This is a genomic window from Flavobacterium anhuiense (assembly GCF_001705175.1).
GTDB classification, from domain to species: Bacteria; Bacteroidota; Bacteroidia; order Flavobacteriales; family Flavobacteriaceae; genus Flavobacterium; species Flavobacterium anhuiense.
The window spans coordinates 3,157,606-3,174,801 of record NZ_CP016907.1 but is presented as its reverse complement, the minus strand read 5'-3'; the positions used below and the strand labels follow the sequence as shown (position 1 = coordinate 3,174,801).

At 35.4% G+C, this 17,196-nt stretch carries 13 protein-coding genes and 1 other RNA gene; 5 read left to right on the top strand and 9 right to left on the bottom strand.

The features are described 5' to 3' along the window. The first annotated feature begins 26 nt into the window (after positions 1-26). Together arsC and BB050_RS13885 are read left to right on the top strand one after the other, a co-directional pair. Positions 27-371 carry an arsenate reductase (glutaredoxin) gene (arsC, locus tag BB050_RS13890; RefSeq protein WP_066033953.1) on the top strand — a complete coding sequence of 115 codons (345 nt, stop codon included), beginning with the start codon at positions 27-29 and terminating at the stop codon, positions 369-371. A 91-nt stretch (positions 372-462) separates the two neighbouring features. Then, positions 463-2,913, top strand: coding sequence for a TonB-dependent receptor (locus BB050_RS13885; RefSeq protein WP_066033952.1), 2,451 nt, complete (start codon positions 463-465; stop codon positions 2,911-2,913). 233 nt (positions 2,914-3,146) lie between these two features. Here the strand turns inward: BB050_RS13885 and BB050_RS21885 are convergent, their stop codons facing one another. Next, positions 3,147-3,320, bottom strand: coding sequence for a hypothetical protein (locus BB050_RS21885; protein ID WP_008468464.1), 174 nt, complete (start codon positions 3,318-3,320; stop codon positions 3,147-3,149). Positions 3,321-3,539: 219 nt separating this feature from the next. Between BB050_RS21885 and fumC the strand changes: the two genes are divergently transcribed. Next, positions 3,540-4,925, top strand: coding sequence for a class II fumarate hydratase (gene fumC, locus BB050_RS13880; protein WP_066033951.1), 1,386 nt, complete (start codon positions 3,540-3,542; stop codon positions 4,923-4,925). A gap of 119 nt (positions 4,926-5,044) precedes the next feature. On the opposite strand, the gene BB050_RS13875 is transcribed toward fumC, so the two are convergent. After that, entirely contained in the window at positions 5,045-6,247 is a 1,203-nt protein-coding gene (locus tag BB050_RS13875; protein ID WP_066033950.1) for an NAD(P)-dependent oxidoreductase, read from the bottom strand. Positions 6,248-6,487: 240 nt separating this feature from the next. On the opposite strand from BB050_RS13875, the gene BB050_RS13870 reads away from it, so the two are divergent. Continuing rightward, positions 6,488-7,690: a serine hydrolase domain-containing protein gene (locus BB050_RS13870; protein ID WP_008468458.1), complete on the top strand. Its 1,203-nt coding sequence runs from the start codon at positions 6,488-6,490 to the stop codon at positions 7,688-7,690. 264 nt (positions 7,691-7,954) lie between these two features. Beyond that, positions 7,955-8,352, top strand: a transfer-messenger RNA (tmRNA) gene (ssrA, locus tag BB050_RS13865). Positions 8,353-8,484: 132 nt separating this feature from the next. Here the strand turns inward: ssrA and BB050_RS13860 are convergent. The 7 genes from BB050_RS13860 to BB050_RS13825 all read right to left on the bottom strand — a co-directional run bounded on the left by BB050_RS13860 (position 8,485) and on the right by BB050_RS13825 (position 17,194). Beyond that, positions 8,485-8,937 (bottom strand): Lrp/AsnC family transcriptional regulator, encoded by a 453-nt coding sequence (locus BB050_RS13860; RefSeq protein WP_008468454.1) that lies wholly within the window; start codon positions 8,935-8,937, stop codon positions 8,485-8,487. Positions 8,938-9,075: 138 nt separating this feature from the next. Further along, positions 9,076-10,068, bottom strand: a complete 993-nt coding sequence (locus BB050_RS13855; protein WP_066033949.1) for a bile acid:sodium symporter family protein — start codon at positions 10,066-10,068, stop codon at positions 9,076-9,078. A gap of 13 nt (positions 10,069-10,081) precedes the next feature. Beyond that, positions 10,082-11,155 (bottom strand): methionine synthase, encoded by a 1,074-nt coding sequence (locus BB050_RS13850; protein WP_066033948.1) that lies wholly within the window; start codon positions 11,153-11,155, stop codon positions 10,082-10,084. 30 nt (positions 11,156-11,185) lie between these two features. After that, a complete protein-coding gene (locus tag BB050_RS13845; protein ID WP_123906996.1) occupies positions 11,186-12,238 on the bottom strand; it encodes a DUF1852 domain-containing protein in 1,053 nt (350 codons plus the stop codon). Positions 12,239-12,810: 572 nt separating this feature from the next. Continuing rightward, complete coding sequence (locus BB050_RS13835) at positions 12,811-13,332, bottom strand: DUF3347 domain-containing protein (RefSeq protein ID WP_066033946.1); 522 nt, start codon at positions 13,330-13,332, stop codon at positions 12,811-12,813. Beyond that, the gene (locus BB050_RS13830; RefSeq protein ID WP_066033945.1) at positions 13,329-15,764 is read right to left on the bottom strand and encodes a zinc-dependent metalloprotease; all 2,436 of its coding nucleotides are present in this window, start codon (positions 15,762-15,764) and stop codon (positions 13,329-13,331) included. The genes BB050_RS13835 and BB050_RS13830 overlap by 4 nt, the downstream gene beginning before the upstream one ends. A 5-nt stretch (positions 15,765-15,769) precedes the next feature. Then, entirely contained in the window at positions 15,770-17,194 is a 1,425-nt protein-coding gene (locus BB050_RS13825) for a RagB/SusD family nutrient uptake outer membrane protein (RefSeq protein ID WP_066033944.1), read from the bottom strand. Positions 17,195-17,196 lie beyond the last annotated feature (2 nt).

Sequence of the window (17,196 nt, the reverse complement as noted above, 5' to 3'; positions counted from 1 at the left end):
AATATTAAACGTTTAAATATAACAAAATGATACAAATTTACCACAATCCAAGATGCGGAAAATCGAGAAATTGCCTAGCTTTTATTGAAAAATCGAATCAGGATTTTGAAATCATACCTTACTTAACTGAAACTCCATCTTTTGACCAATTAAAAACATTATTAGGTCAACTAAATTTAGAGCCATTCCAACTCATTAGAACTAAGGAAAAAATCTGGATCGAAAATTTTAAAGGAAAAACCTTGAGCGATGACGAGATTATAAATGCCATGGTAGAAAACCCAATTTTAATAGAGCGTCCAATTGTTGTAAAAGACGGAAAAGCTATAATTGGCCGAGACCCAGAACTTGTTGCTTCTTTTTTAGATTGATTCTAAAATACCCTATTAACATTTTTTTGTGATTCTTCTCTTTAAACCAAAAACTACATTTGGCGTCTAAAGAGAAAAAGAAAACCAGAAAATGAAAAAAATCAAATTTGCTGTATTGCTTGTATTCATGTTTACAAGTTTCTACAATTACTCTCAACAAGGTCCCGGAGGCAGACCCAAAGTAAAAGTCACCGGAAAAGTTTTCGAGAAAGTAAGCAAACAACCATTAGAGTATGCTACAATTTCACTTACTGCTCCAAATGATACAAAAGTTGTTGCTGGAGGTATTACGAATCCGAAAGGAGAATTTGAAGTTGCGGTTGCACCCGGAACTTACGATATAAAAGTGGAGTTCATTTCATTCAAATCGACTGAAATTAAACAGAAAAGCATTCAAGGCGATACCAATTTAGGTGTCGTAAACCTATCTGAAGATGCTGCACAACTAAACGAAGTTGTAGTTCGCGCTGAAAAATCGACTGTAGAAATCAAACTGGACAAAAAAGTTTACAACGTTGGTCAGGATATGATTGTAAAAGGCGGAAGTGTTAGCGATGTTTTAGACAACGTCCCTTCTGTTTCTGTTGATACAGAAGGAAATGTAAGTTTAAGAGGAAGCGACAACATTCGTATTTTAATTGACGGAAGACCTTCGCAAGCTATAAATATTGCAGAAGCTTTAAGACAGCTTCCAGCGGATGCAATCGACAAAGTAGAAGTAATTACAAACCCATCAGCTCGTTATGATGCTGAAGGTGGTTCTGGAATTATCAATATTGTTCTTAAAAAAGGAAAAAATCAAGGTTTCAACGGAACTTTTATTGCTTCAACAGGTTTACCAGAAACGTATGGATTAAGTGCTAACTTAAACTACAAAACTGAAAAGTTAAACTATTTTACAACTGCTGGTTACAACTACAGAACTACAGAAGGAGCTGGCCAGACCAATTCTGAATATTTAAATCCAGACGGTACAACAAAAAGTTTCTTAGACGAAGACCGCGATACAAAACGTATCAGAAACGGATTCAATGCAAGAGCTGGTGTTGAATGGACCATAACGCCATCTACATTCTGGACAAATGCTATCAACTACCAAAAAAATACTGGTGACGATAGAGATTTGATCAATTATTACAATTACGATGCCGATCGCAATTTTACTGGAACAACGTATCGTTTAAACAACGCAGATACTGGAAGCGAAAACTTTGAGTACACTTCTAATTTGATTAAGAATTTCAACGATAAGGGACACAAACTTACCGCAGACCTTTCTATTTCAAGAAATACAGATGATAGCTACAGCACTATTACAGCCTCACCGAATTTCAATAATACGCTAAACGATCAGATCCAAAAACAAGTATTATTTCAGGCAGATTATGTTCTTCCGCTAGGAAAAGGAAGCCAGTTTGAAGCAGGATATAAAGGAAGTTTTGGAGATCTAAACAACGAATATTATGTAACTGAAAATGGAGGAGCAAAAGATCCTAATTTATCAAATACTTTAGAATACAAAGAAAACATCAATGCGCTTTACACACAGTATGGTTTCAAAGTAAATAAATTCTCTTATTTATTTGGTTTAAGATGGGAAGACACGGACATCCATGTTAATTTGCTAGACAATAGCGATTTCAATACTAAAAAATACAACAACTTATTTCCAAGTGCTTTTATTAGTTACGAAATCTCAGATCAAAGTAATTTCTCTGCAAGCTATAGCAAACGTTTGTCAAGACCAAGAGGACGTTTCATGAACCCAGCAGTTAACTACGCTAGTAACGTTAACATCTTTCAAGGAAATCCAGACTTAGACCCTTCTTTGACAGACAAATATGATATTGGCTACATCAAAAAATGGGATAAAGTAACCTTCAATACATCGGCATATTTTGAAGACACAAAAGATGTTTTCAGCTTTGTACGATCTCCTACTGGAGACGAAGTTAATGGAGTGCCTGTAATCAAAAGCCAACCTATTAACTTAGGAAAAGAGCAAAAATTTGGTTTCGAATTTACGTTCAATTACACTCCATTCAAATGGTGGAAATTAAACAGTAACTTTAACTTCTTCAATGTAAAAACTACAGGAGAACATAGTTATACAGATACACAAGGAAATCTTATTGTTCAGAATTTAGACAATCAAGCTAATTCTTGGTTTGCAAGAGTAAACTCTAAAGTTACACTTCCGTACAAAATTGACTGGCAGTTGACAGCAATGTATAACGGAGAACAAAAAACAGCTCAAGGTAAAAACTTAGGCCAATTCGGAATGAATACTGCTTTCAGCAAAGATGTCATGAAAGACAAAGGAACTATTGCTTTCAACATTAGCGACGTATTCAATTCAAGAAAAATGAGATCGTACACGTATTTAGATGATGTAAGTTCATATAGCGAATTCCAATTCCGTAAACGTCAGTTCAATTTATCATTCACATACCGTTTCAACAAACCAAAAGGTGAAAGAGATAAAAATGCACAGCCAAGAAATGATGGCGGTGGAGACGGCGGTGGAGATTTTCCTGGATAAAATCTTTTAAATTCCAATCTGGATAAAAAATTCCAAATTCCAATTTTATCATTGGGATTTGGAATTTTCTATTTATAAGGAACCCGACAGTTTTTAAAAACCTATCGGCTTTAAATAAGCTTGTCAAATTGGAATTTGGAATTTGTCCCGAGGCTTCCGGATTGGAATTTCCTTTTTTTTGGCACAAAAAAAAAGAACCTTTTGGGTTCTTTTTTTATGACATCAATCTAAAATTAAATAGATTGTTCTTCTTGTCTTTTTCTGGCTCTTTTTTCTTTAATCATTTCCCAGCTAGCTCCTGTTACCCAATAAGATAAGAAACCTACCAAGAAAAACATTAACCAAAACCCTATAGTTAGTATGGTTAAGAAAAGTAAAAAACCTAAGTACTGTGAAAATTCAAACATGTTTTCCGGAATTTTTGAATGTTACCACAAATGTAGGGTATATATTTTTTCTCAGCAATAAAATCTAAATCAATTTTCGTTAAATAACATTTATCCGTATATTTATACTCATTTTAAATAAGCTTTTTTAGGTCATACAATCCCTTTCTCTAAAAGAGTTCAGAGGAATTTCATCAAAACATTTCACATTTTACAAATAACATTTTTACATACAACATAATGAAATACAGAATAGAAAAAGACACCATGGGCGAAGTTCAAGTCCCAGCCGACAAATATTGGGGTGCACAAACAGAACGATCTAGAAATAATTTCAAAATTGGGCCGGCGGCATCCATGCCAAAAGAAATCATAGAAGGTTTTGCTTACTTAAAAAAAGCCGCTGCTTATGCCAATTACGATTTAGGCGTTTTGCCAATCGAAAAAAGAGATGCAATCGCAGCAGTTTGCGACGAAATTCTTGAGGGAAAACTAGATGACCAATTCCCTCTTGTAATCTGGCAGACGGGTTCTGGAACGCAAAGCAATATGAACGTAAACGAAGTAATTGCCAACCGCGCTCAAGTCCTTAAAGGTTTTGAAATTGGCGAAGGCGAACAATTTATAAAAGCCAACGACGATGTAAACAAATCCCAATCGTCAAATGACACTTTCCCAACTGGAATGCATATTGCCGCTTACAAAATGGTCGTAGAAACTACCATTCCTGGTATCGAAAAACTTCATGCTACCCTAGCCAAAAAAGCTGCAGAATTTAAAGATGTTGTCAAAATCGGCCGTACGCACTTAATGGATGCGACACCATTAACTCTTGGTCAGGAAATTTCAGGTTACGCAGCACAACTAGCCTTCGGATTAAAAGCCTTAAAAAATACTTTATCCCATTTATCTGAAATCGCTCTTGGAGGAACAGCTGTTGGAACAGGATTAAACACTCCAAAAGGATATGATGTAAAAGTCGCAGAATATATCGCAAAATTTACCAACCATCCTTTTGTCACGGCAGAAAATAAGTTTGAAGCGCTTGCAGCACACGATGCAATTGTAGAAACACACGGAGCTTTAAAACAATTGGCTGTCTCTTTAAATAAAATTGCCAACGATGTTAGAATGCTGGCTTCAGGTCCTCGTTCTGGAATTGGCGAAATTCATATTCCTGAAAATGAACCAGGTTCTTCTATTATGCCTGGAAAAGTAAACCCAACGCAATGTGAAGCTTTAACCATGGTTTGCGCTCAAGTTATTGGAAATGATATGGCAATTGCCGTTGGCGGTATGCAAGGGCACTATGAACTGAATGTTTTCAAGCCTGTAATGGCAGCCAACTTTTTACAATCTGCCCAATTATTAGGTGATGCCTGTGTTTCTTTTGACGAACATTGCGCACAGGGAATCGAACCAAATCATAAACGCATCAAAGAATTAGTAGATAATTCGCTTATGCTAGTCACTGCTTTAAACACCAAAATTGGATATTATAAAGCTGCTGAAATTGCTCAAACCGCTCACAAAAACGGAACAACTTTAAAAGAAGAAGCTGTCCGACTTGGTTATGTAACTCCAGAAGATTTTGATGCTTGGGTAAAACCTGAAGATATGGTTTGAGTTATGAATTATGAGTTATTACTCTAACGTAAATAATAAAAGGAGAAACATAAATGTTTCTCCTTTTATTTTATAGACAAAGTCGGCTAACTCATAATTCATAACTCAAAACTCATAATTTATTTACCGTCTACATAATCCTGCAAATAACTGAATCTTTCTGTTAGTTTTCCGTTTTCAGTGATTTTGGCGCGTTTTAAGATTCCGTCTTTATCACCGTTGAAGAAAGCTGGAATTACGTGTTCCATAAATTGTTCTCCAAAACCTTCGCTGGCATCTTTTGGAATTTCACACGGCAGATTATCTACTGCCATTACTGCAACTGCAGCTGGATGAAAAAGATCAACTTCACGATCTTCTAACGGAAAATACCCATATAAGGGATCTTCAATGGTTGACGAACGTATTGTACAAGCAATCGGACCGTTAACATCACAAGAAATATCAGCTACCACTTTCAATTTGCAGTCGCTTGCGTTCAGCATTTCTTTGGTTAAAATCATCGGTGCATTATTGGCATAAAAATGTCCAGCAAAATAAATGTCAGATACTTTCGTGAATCGTTCAAAATCAGATTCATACTCTTCTGGATGCTTAACAAAATCTACAAAATCCAAAACCTGCCCGTCTTTCCTTTTGTTGTATTCCAAAACATCCAATTGCACATAAACCGCTTGAGCATATTTTTTAGTCAAATAATTATCAATTGTAATTTCCTTCACTTTTATAGCATCCAAAATTTCTTTGGCTCCGCTCCCAACCTTTCCAGTTCCAGTAACTACAAATTTCAGAGCTGGCATTGTGATACGCTTTAAGTGTTTTATCAAATCTTCTTTTCCTGAAAGAGTTTCTGCTTTTGGAAGTTTGAACAATTCGAATTTAATTCCGAATGCGCGGATTCCGTTATAAACACCAACCATTCCAGCATATTTTCCAAAACCAATTAAACGATGATCGTGTTCGTTTACAATCGTTTCATGATCGTATAAATCAATATTTTTTTCTAAAATCGCCTGAAGTAATTTTCTATTATGAGGCTGTTTTTTAATTGTATGAGAAAAAAAGAAATACGCTTTATTAGGAATCAAGCTTTCTACAGGAACTTCTTTCACACCAAATAAAATATCGCAGTCAGAAACATCATCAGTAAGGGTAATTCCCATATTTTTATAGTCATCATCAGAAAAAATTCTGATATCTGAACTTTCGACTTTTACAGAGGCATCATGATAAAGTTGCTTTAATCTTGTCAATTCATTTGGAGAAAAAACAACTCTTCTGTCAGGCGGGTTTTTTCTCTCTTTTATGATTCCAAATTTCATTAGATTGGTTTTTTAGTATTTAATAATATAACTTTTTAAAACATATTTGTTTCAAATATAACAAATTTAGTTAAAATTTTGTTTCAAAAATTCTATTTAAAATGTTCCAAAACCGTTAAAAGCTGAAAAACAACCGAGTAAAATTTAGTTTTCTTAAAAAAATGTTAAAAAACACAAAATAGAGCCCCAGAACCAAGAATACAACAAAATTGAATTCGATATATTTGTTTTTAAAGAACGATGCAAATGATTTTCCTTAAAAAAACAAAGATACCACAAATACTTTTTTCAATACTGGTTTTAAGTTCATGTGGCCAAAACAAAACAGCAGCCACAGATACAACTCAGACAGTCGAAGATACCTTACCTAAAATGAAGCCGTTAGGAGCTGAACCGAAAGTTTCACAGGCTTATAAAAACTCAGTTGTCGGCAGAATAAATCACTTTTACAACAAAAATTGGCCAAATAATACCATGAATGGAAGCTTCTTAGTGGCCAAAAATGGACAAATTTTATTTGAAAGATATAATGGTTATGCCAATAAAAATGAAGGAACAGAGATAACTCCTGAAACACCTGTACAAATTGCTTCTGTGAGCAAAGTGCTAACTGCCACAGCGGTTTTAAAATTGGTTAACGCAGGTAAAATCGATTTGGACCAAAAAGTAAATACTATTTTAAAAACTTTCCCATACGAAGAATGTACCATAAGAATGTTATTGGATCACCGCACAGGAATGCGTAATTACGCTTATTTCACAGACCGCGACAAATCGATTTGGGACAGACATAATCAATTAACCAATAAAGACATTTTAGATATTCTGGCTACAAAAGATATTGGTTTGGAAGCTAAAACTGGAACACGTTTTAGTTATTGCAATACGAATTATGCCATGCTGGCTCTTATTATAGAAAAAATTACGGGCTTAAGTTATAAAGAAGCCATGTCTGAAATGATTTTTAAGCCTTTGGGAATGACTCATACTTATGTTTTTGATGATGATAAAGACAGAAAAAAAATTGTTCCTTCTTATAAAGGCAACGGTGTAGAAATTGGCTTTGATTATTTAGATAATGTTTACGGAGATAAAAATATCTTCTCGACTGCACGAGATCTTTTAAAATTTGATCGCGCAAGACAATCGCCAGATTTCTTAAAACCTGAATTATTAAAACAAGTTTACACTGGCTATAGCAATGAACGTAAAGGAACTAAGAATTACGGTCTTGGCATTAGAATGATTAATTGGGAAACGGGACAGAACTTTTATTTTCATAATGGATGGTGGCACGGAAACACCTCATCTTATATTACTTTGATGAAAGAAGGCGTAACGATTATTGCCCTGTCTAATAAGATGACTAGAAACACTTATGCAGTTCGTAAACTAGCTCCGATTTTTGGAGATTATCCTTTTAATTTTAAAGACGAAGAGTAAAAATAGTTGTAAAGTCATAAAGCCCAAAGTCGAAAGTCCAAAGTCTTAAAGTTGTTGTCTATTTTGACTTTGTCTTTTAATATACTAATTGAGGTACAATAAAAAGGAGCAAAAGAAAGTAAGCTTTTGATTTTAAAAACTTTATAACTTTCAAGTTTCGATTTCCGGCTTTAGACTTTCCGACTTTGGACTTTGGACTTATATTTTTTGAAAATTTTAGCAGAAAGTAATTTCAAATACTCTAAATTTGCAGACTTATTTTTTGGGGTCGACTGGTTTTGACAGCAAGTCGAATTGAACAGTAAGCACGTCGAGCATTGAGACCTTGCTCGTAAATATAAGATCTCGAACTTTTACACGGCGAAAATAATTACGCTTTAGCTGCATAATCCGAATCATAGTAAGATTACGCCACGTCTCTACAAGGTAGAGAAGCTGGATTCTCCTGGAAAGCCTTGGTTTGTGGCGTTCCGTTCAGGGGAACCGTAAAAATAAACCTAGATTTCCATGAGCTTCGGGTGGATTTCGAAATTTAAGAAGATAAGTGTTGGGTGGTTGTTTCTGGCCTAGCTCAACATCGAAAATCCAATCAGGAAATAAGCGTGTAGAAAGCTCTTTAGTTGCTTGTTTGGACCCGGGTTCGATTCCCGGCGACTCCACAAAAAAGCCTGTAAACAAATTGTTTACAGGCTTTTTGTTTTTTTTGGGGGTTGATATTTTTTCTCCTTTGGCTTATCTTAATTTTTTGATGCTAAATGATAGCAATTCCAAAATAATTTTAAAACATCGCGGAGCTATCCATACATATTTTTTATCTCCGACATAACAAAGGTACTTTGGGTACTTCCTATGCTTTCAACTGATCCCAATTTATTAAACACAAAATCCTGATAATGCTTCATATCTTTGGCAGAAACTTTCATTAAAAAATCGTAATCTCCTGAGATATTATAACATTCTACAACTTCTTCTATTTTCATAATATCACTGACAAACTGATTCCCAATATTACGATCGTGCTGTTTTAGTTTGATATTACAAAAAACAATGAATCCCCTGTTTAATTTTTCTGCATCAAGAAGCGCTATGTATTTCTTAATATAACCATTGTTCTCTAATCTTTTAATACGCTCAAAAACTGGCGATGGGGAAAGATTTACCATCTTTGCCAGTTCTTTTACTGTATATTTAGAATTATCATGAAGTATATTTAATAACTGAAGATCAATATCATCTATCTGCTCCATAGAATTTTACTTTAAATTAGGTTTAATTATTTCTAAATTAGAATAAAATTCTTTAAATACAACTAGAAACAACACAAAAATCTTATTTTGCACTAATTAAAAAAACAATAACCTGCACTTAATTTCATATAACAAAAATTACACTTCTTTTCGCCGAGCCATACCCTGAGCGATAATACTGGCGGCAATCAATTGCAATGCATGGTAAAGCATGAGCGGCAGCAATACGATCCCGGTGATAGTACTGTGCTGAAAAAGTACTTTTGACATAACAGTGCCATGTACCAATGACTTTTTTGACCCGCAGAATAAGACCGTAATACGATCTTCATCTGAAAAACCAAGCAGACGGCTGAGTAGTCCTACACAAAAGAATATCACAAAAAACAACGCCATCATCCCTACAGCAAGTCCGGCAAGTTCCAGAGCGGTGAAACCTTCAAAAAGATGTTCGGAGAATGACTTGCAAAACGACGTGTAAATAATGGTTAGAATAACTGCCTGGTCGAAATATTTGAGCTGCTTCTTGTATTTTTCGGCAATGGCGCCAAAACGGGAATTTAAGCTTATGCCAATCATGACAGGCAGCAAGACTTGAAGAATCAACTTTATGACGATTTGAGTAACATCAAAATCGCCTGTCGCAGAAGCTATAAACAGCCCAACCCAGAGCGGCGTAACCAATACTCCGATCAAACTAGAAATGCTTGCATTGAAAATCGCTGCGGGAATATTTCCCTTGGCGATAGAAACCATTACTACAGAAGAGGATACTGTTGACGGTAAAGCCGCCAGAAAAAATACACCCAACCACAGCAGCTCGAACCCGTTATTGACAAACAACGGGCGAAATGCCAAAACAATGAGCGGAAAAAATAAAAAGGTGGTCAACTGGACGACAATGTGCATTTTCCAGTTGGAAAGTCCGGCTTTTAGTTTCTCAGCACTCAGTCGCATGCCATAAAACAAGAAAATCAAGGAAACCCCAGCATTGGCAATCTCCTCCAGCGAAACAGGTTCTTTAACCATGCCTGGCTTTGGTAAAAAATAAGCCATCAGAATCATGGTGGCTATCATTAACAGGAAACCGTCGAAACCTGCTTTTTTTAATACTTGTAATAATTTTTTCAATGTGTATTAAATATTATTCCTCCATAGAAGTATGGACTCCATTATTAATATCGAGACTAATCCCAAGTTCTTTGCGTATAATTTCTGCTCCTGCGCTTAAAGCACTTAATTTGCCTCTAGCTACGTTTCGAGATAACGGAGCCATACCGCAGTTTGTAGAAGGGTAAAGATTTTCGACATCTACAAACTCAAGAGCTTTACGCAGGGTATCAGCTACTTCTTCTGGCGTTTCGATAGTGTTAGTTGCCACATCAATGGCACCGACCATTACTTTTTTACCGCGAACCAATTCCATTAAATCTAAAGGCACATTGGAGTTGTGACATTCTAAAGACACCACATCAATTTTAGATTTTTGAATTTTCGGAAAAATTTCTTCGTATTGTCGCCACTCAGAACCTAATGTCTTTTTCCAATCGGTATTTGCCTGTATTCCATAACCATAACAAATATGAACAGCAGTTTGACAATGTAAACCTTCAATGGCTCTTTCTAATGCCGCCATTCCCCAATCGTTCACTTCATCAAAGAACACATTAAATGCAGGTTCATCAAACTGGATAATATCTACCCCTGCGTCTTGAAGTTCTCTTGCTTCTTCATTGAGTGCTTTCGCAAATTCCCACGCCAATTTTTCCCGGCTTTTATAATGGTCGTCGTACAAGGTATCTACCATTGTCAGCGGGCCTGGCAATGCCCATTTTATAGGTTTATTAGTCTGTTTGCGTAAAAATTTAGCATCTTCAAGAAAAACTGCTTTTTGGCGTGCAACCTCACCTACAACCACTGGAACACTCGCATCATAACGGTTACGGATTTTTACGGTTTTACGGTTTTCAAAATCTACACCGCTTAAATGCTCGATAAAAGTTGTTACAAAATGCTGGCGTGTTTGTTCGCCGTCACAAATGATATCCAGATCTGCCAATTGCTGTTCCTGCAGAGAAATGCGCAGGGCATCCTGTTTCCCTTCAAGTAACTGATCTCCTTCTAATTTCCATGGTGACCAAAGTTTTTCGGGTGGTGCAAGCCAGGCTGGTTTGGGTAAACTTCCAACAATAGAGGTGGGTAGTAATAATTTTTTCATAATAATATAATTTTAATGCGATGTAATCAATTAAAGGGTAAAATTAGCAGACCATTGTTCCAAGAGACTTTTGTAAGGCTTAATAAAATGCTCTTCTGCATATTTACCCTGCTCAACAGCCAGTCGGCTGCGCTCTTCGCGGTCATAAACCACGCGAGTCAGTGAATAATCTTCGTGTTTAAGACTAGGCTTATAGATTTTTCCAGCCACTGAATTTGCATTGTAAATTTCAGGACGATAAATCTTCTGGAAAGTCTCCATTGTGCTGATTGAGCTGATTAATCCAAGATCAGTATAATCAGCAAGCAGATCTCCAGAATGATAAAAAGCCATCGGTGCCACACTATTCGGAGGCATGAAAAAACGAACTTTTAAACCCATTTTAGAGAAATATTCATCAGTGAGAGAATATTCATTCTGCAGATACTCAAAACCCAGAACAGGATGCTGGTAGTCAGTGCGGGTATACGTTTTGTTGCTCGATACACTTAAACAAATGATCGGTGACATCTTAAAATGCTCTTTATAAGTGACCGAATTCACAAAACATTTATAAAGTTTTCCGTGCAAATCGCCAAAATTTTCAGGAATAGAAAAAGTAGATTTATTTTTATTGTACTCGGTCAATAAAATACTGAAATCATAATCACGAACATAAGAAGAATAATTGTTTCCGGCAACCCCTTCGATTTGCTGGCCAGTTTTACGGTCAATAATATTCGTTTTTAAAACTTCAATCATCGGTAAATCGTTACTGCCATTTTTATCATCAATACTCATCGTTACTGTGAGGATTTCAAGTTCTATAAGGTAACGATCAGCTTTTGGATTATCCAAATGAGCCAATGCATTGAATCGATTGTTAATCATATTTAAGGCATTGCGTAAGTTTTGCTGGCGCTTATCTCCTCTAGCCAGATTTGCAAAATTGGTTGTCAAACGTGTTTGGCTTGAGGGATGATAGTTTTCATCTAAACAAGTGCTCTTTAGTGTGAATGCAAAATCATTCTTGATTGCATTCTGAGTATTTTTAATATCCTGCTTTTCGTTTATTCCCCTCTCTTCTTTTATGTTCGCTTTCATTTGATGATAATATTTAGTTTTTTATCCTGCAAATTTTAAAATAAAAGATTAAATATTTTTATTCATACTTAAAATCAGATAATCATTCTTTTTATATATGTTTTTAAAGATTATTATCCTTTAAACAAATACAATAATGAAAGAAAACAGATAATTATTCTTTAGTGCACTTAAAGATGATTGATTCGGAGTTTCCTTTATTACTTCAAAAACTCGAAAAAGAAAATATAAAGGAAAAATTATACCTAATAAAAGCTCAAATAATACTACTTTCAAATACTGGACATAATGTAAAATGATTGCAATCTTCTTTGTCTCGAACTTAAATCACATATACTATTTTAATGAATATTGTTTAAGTTTATCAATAAACATTACGATGGGAATTAGCTGTTCGAATGAAATCCCCGTGACTCCACAAAAAAGCCTGTAAACTTGATGTTTACAGGCTTTTTTTTCAATTGTTCCTACAATAGTTTTAACTATAACGGTGGCATTAAGTATTCTAAACGACAAATACGGCTTCCCTACAAAGAAGACCGCATCTATCAAACTAATTCAAATTAAAAAAACTATAAAGTTGCTTTTACTTCACCACAGGTAAGCATATTTTTGGGATAATATGGATTTTTGATTTCTTTACTATCGCTTGTCCAAACTGCGCCAGTCATTGGGCAGACTTGTAAATATAATGTTTCATCTGCTGCTTTAAACTTTGAAGCCTGATCCCAGTACTTTACTGAAAGAGTCTCAAAAATCTTGCGCTGTTTATTAATGTTTTTTGTCGCGGCAATCTGATTAGCCAATTCTATAATTTCTTTTCTTGAAATTGTAGCAATGTTCATTTGCTCCAACGTTAATTTCTTAAACTTGAAATTTTTCAAAGAATTCGTCAAAGCCACAGCACTTTTAACGGCAACAAGGCTATCCGAAAGTATTAAGCTATTTTTTAAAGCCAAATAACTCTTTGTAATTTCTTTCTTTTGCTCTTCTCTTTTTTGCACCAATTCTGGAGTCACTTCTTCTTTTGACGTTAATTGTGCCTGAGCCAGAGTACTTAAGCAAATCAATGCTACAACTAATATTTTTTTCATATCGCGGTTTTATCTAATTTATTAACGATTTTATCGATTTCGATTAAAATGCTTTCGAAGTGGTCTTTATTGAATCCTGAAGAAGCATCTTCTAATTTTTTGATTTCATCTCTTAATTTTAAAAGATGCTGTTTCCCATACAATCTAATATCGCTTCGCTGAGCTGCATTTAAAGCTTTTCCGGGTTCTGCTTCTTTTGGCAATAAAAGCATGCCTAGTTTTTCAATATAACCACGCTGTAAACTTCTTCTGTAAAAGTCCTGCTTTTCATCGCCTGTAAATTTTACCCAAACAGTCTGCTGCAAATCGTTTAAAAATTCAGGAACTGTATAAGCATTTTCAAACTGGATCGATTTAAGACTGATATTGTACAGCATGCCTGGACTTAAAAGCATATTTAAAACCTGATTCTGCTGATCTGAAATTTGATCAGCTGTTTTTAAAGAAATAAGCTGATCAATTTCCTGTGGGTACATCCATAGCGGAGCTACAAACAATTGTCTTCCGACATAGTCAATCGCGGCTTTTACTTTTGCTTTTGGTATCTGCTGATAGACAACACCTTTTTCATCTACAGTTCTTTTGGTCACATAATTATTGCCGATATATTTCAATACATGGTACAAATAGATACTATATTGTGACACCACCGCTTTGTGCATATCCGATAAATTATCGTAAGCATCATTAGGCTGATAGGTCCATTCGATAAGATTTGGCACAACGCGCTTTAAATTTTTTATTCCGTAATCACTTGCCTTTACTGCGTCATCGCCGATATCTTCTCTTTGGCTGCGCGGATCTTCATCCTTACCTTCTCCCCCAAACCATAATTTAGGATTAGCAGCTAAACTATCAGTAGTTAATTTTGCCAATATTTTTTCTTCTTCAAACTCGTCCTTCGCATTTGGATAATATCCATAACCCCATTGAACCGCCCATTTGTCGTAGCTTCCAATACGCGGATAAATTCCTTTTGGACTAATATTGTCTTCTGGCTGCGCCACATAATTAAAGCGGGCATAATCCATAATAGAAACGGTATGGCCATTGGCTTCTACCCATTTTTTGTCACGAAGTTTTTCGACTGGAGTAGCATTGCTTGCTCCCATATTATGGCGTAAACCAATAGTGTGACCTATTTCATGCGAAGAAACAAAACGGATTAATTGTCCCATTAATTCATCATCCAGATGCATTTTTCTTGCTCTCGCGTCAAGAGGTCCAGCCTGAATCATATACCAGCGCTGCACTAATTTCATCACATTATGATACCAACCAACATGGCTTTCTATAATTTCACCGCTTCTTGGATCGCTCACACGAGGCCCATAAGCATTTGGCGTTTCAGAAGCGTAATATCTTACTACAGAATACCTTGCATCTTCTAGACTCATCGTTTTATCGTCTTCTGGCCATTCTTTCCCTACAATCGCATTTTTAAAACCAGCGGCCTCAAAAGCTTTCTGCCAGTCGTTGATTCCCGCAATTAAATATGGTCTCCATTTTTTTGGCGTTGCTGGATCTATATAATAAACTATTTGCTTTTTTGGTTCAACCAATTCGCCTTTTAGATATTTTTTAATATCCTTTTCTTTTGGCTCTAAACGATATCTCTGAATGATAAATTTCTTCTGTGCGCGTTGTTCGTCATCATCAAAAAGGACATATTTGTTGGCAAAGTATCCCACTCTTTCATCAAAAAAACGTTTGCGCATTGGTGTTTTAGGCAATAATACAATAGATGTATTTAATCTAATGGTTATGCTTCCGCTGCTTGCAGTACTGCTTGTGTACGTTTTTGTGGTTTTCACTTCGATATTGATTGCATAGGTATCAATAGCCTCAATAAAAGATTTATCATCGGCAAGAGAAGTCAGTTTTTTTTCTGTTTTCTCTTTGCTTTCTAAAGAAAACATCGGATTATCTTTTTTGAATGCATCTGTTACATCAATAACAATATTTCCGTTATCTGGATTAGTTGTCTTTATTGGAAAAGCCCCTACAATTGGGTTTTCATTACTTCCAGCCAATGCTTTTGCCAACATTGAATCAGCCGAACGCACATCTTGCTTATATTGAAGCGATCTCAAATAAACCGTGTTATTAGCTCCTTTTTCAAAATAAATGGTTTGTTCGTTGGCTTTTTCTCCTCCAAAAGCTCCCATTCCTTCCGGAGTAGATAAATATCGTGTTACCACTAGCATGTATCTATTAAACAAGCTATCTGGAATCTGAAAATAATATTTAGTATCAACCTGGCTTACAGTAAAAAGCCCTGATTTATTTTTTGCTTTTTCTGTTATTACCTTATTATAAGCCTGCATGCCTTTGGGCTGTGTACTGGTACTATCGGCTTTTTTTTCTGGGGTTTGAGCAAAACCATGCTGCCAAGCAGACAGCATGGTTAGTATTATAATTAACTTTTTCATTGAAATTAAAACGGAACTTTTTCGTCTGTATTTAAAGTAAGCTTTGGATTTTTTGTCAGTGCCGATAAAGGAAACGGAATAATGTACAATCTTGAGTTAGGCTGCAATGTATAAGTCTTTTGAGGAACTGTTTTGTTTACGATTGGAAATACTCTTGTTATTGTTTTTGCATATTCTGCTTCTGTATTTAATCGCTTTAGGTCAAAAAATCTATTAAATCCTAAAAGCAGTTCTTTTCTGCGTTCGTTCACCACCAATTCCATAGTTTCTTTTCTAGTTGCAGGAACCGTTAAATTTACTGTGCCAGATAGAATACGTTTTGCTCTTAAAGTATTTAAAACTCCTACTGCTTCGTTTAATTTATTGTCTCTGGCATAACATTCTGCTAGCATTAAATATACTTCAGTAGTCTTCATGCCAACTGTTGGATAAAAAAACCTTGTATATTGAACTCCCCAATAAGCAGTATTCGAACCCTGATCTAAATTGGTTGTACTCGTAGAATTGAAAAACAAATTAAAACGAGCATCATTTGTTCCAAATAAAGTTCTCAATTCAGGGCTAATAATATAGCTCTGCGCAAAATTCATTTCGTTATAACCTGTCATGTACATATAACTAAGAACTTCAATATTGTCTGCAGCTGGAACAGCCACTGATGTTGGCCCTCCTTTTGCGCTGTAAGCAACCATATCAAATATCTGATTGTTATAACTCAATGACTTTTCTGCCGCAGCCTGTGCCGCCGCAATTTCGCGTTTAAACAAATGTACTTTAGCTTTAAATGCGTAGGCAAATGCCAATGAAGGATGATAAACATCCATTGGTTTTTCCTTCAAATATGGCAACGCATCTTCTATATCTTTCTGTATGAAATCGTAAACCTGAGCAACAGTAGATTTTGAAGGCTGCGCTTCCAGATCAAATTTATCCATGATACAAATTCCTCCATCAGTCGCAGCGGTTTGCGGATCATATGCCTTAGCATACGTATTTACTAATAAGAAATGATCGTATGCTCTGTAAATTTTAGCTTCGGCTTTGGCCAATTGCTTTATGCTCTCATCTCCTTTACTATCATCAACCAACGAAATAACAGTATTCCATCTATTAATATAAGTATAAGCTTGATTATAAAAACTTGAAGCTGTGAATAAAGAAACCCTGTCTATAGTTTCATCAAAAGTAAAATTAATGATGTCAATGTTTGGCGTTCTTCCTATTACGTTGGCCTCTCTCATCCATTGGTCATCTGACAAATATTGAAAGTTATTGATTGGATACCCTCTATTTGGCAGCGAAACTAATTCAAGAAACTGTTGAGGAGTTTCGATCACCAAAGCGCCTTTGGGTGTTATTTCAGTGTATTCTTCGCATGATGAAATCGTTAACATCATCAAAGACAATAATAGTATATAAACCTGTTTCATTT